The organism is Massilia sp. TSP1-1-2 (genome assembly GCF_049896185.1).
In the GTDB taxonomy this organism is placed as follows: Bacteria; Pseudomonadota; Gammaproteobacteria; order Burkholderiales; family Burkholderiaceae_D; genus Telluria_A.
Window position 1 is genome coordinate 1 of sequence record NZ_JAFCTU010000170.1, and the last position, 722, is coordinate 722.

The window sequence follows — 722 nt, forward strand, 5'->3', positions numbered from 1 at the left end:
ACGCATTCCACAGGCGACGTCGGTGCTGTAGGCCAGGTTGGGATCGTGGCGGGCAATGAGCACGCCATCCTTGGTTGACACGACGTCCGGCTCGATGGCGTCGGCGCCCTGCGAGATCGCCATCGCGTACGCTTCCAGCGTTTCTTCCGGAAGATAGCCGCTGGCGCCGCGGTGGGCGGCGATCAGGGTGGGCTTGCCGTCCAGCGTGGCCAGCGTTGGGGAATCGTTGGCGCCGCATGCGGCCAGGAGTGTGGCAACTGCGGTGGCAACCGCGGTGGCAACTGCGGTGGCAACCGCGCTTGCGCGCAGTTGGGGTAGTGTGCTGCGGTCATGTGCCTTCATTGTCATCGTATCGCTCCCGTTGTTGAGTGCGTCGATTCTAAAAGGGTGTCATGACAACACTATGACTATTCGTTCAAGATTTCTCGCTTGCTGCCGCGCGGTCCCAGCGCGTCTGTGTTGAGCGAATCATCAAACTTGCTTACGCATTGTCGGCCTTGTTGGCGAGGTAGTTCTTGATATACGCAACAAATATAGAGCCCGGCATGACGACCAGAATATAGCCGAACGGGCCTTCAGGATCGATCGCGCGCGATTCCAAGGTCACTAAGTACAGCAGAAATATGGCGAACGCATCGACACCGGCCAGCGCGAGCACCCACAGAAATTTGCGGGTGGCGGTGGCGCCGGCCAGGCAAAGAATATAAATCGCCTGGCCAGCC

At 59.8% G+C, this 722-nt stretch carries 2 protein-coding genes; both read right to left on the bottom strand.

Features of this window, described 5'->3' with window-relative positions; all coding sequences use genetic code 11:
• The coding region (locus ACP7BV_RS27530) for a glycerophosphodiester phosphodiesterase family protein (RefSeq protein ID WP_426108091.1) at positions 1-348 on the bottom strand (348 nt) is incomplete at its 3' end.
• A gap of 133 nt (positions 349-481) precedes the next feature.
• Positions 482-722, bottom strand: a 241-nt coding sequence (locus tag ACP7BV_RS27535; protein ID WP_426108093.1) for a hypothetical protein, incomplete at its 5' end; no start/stop codon positions are given.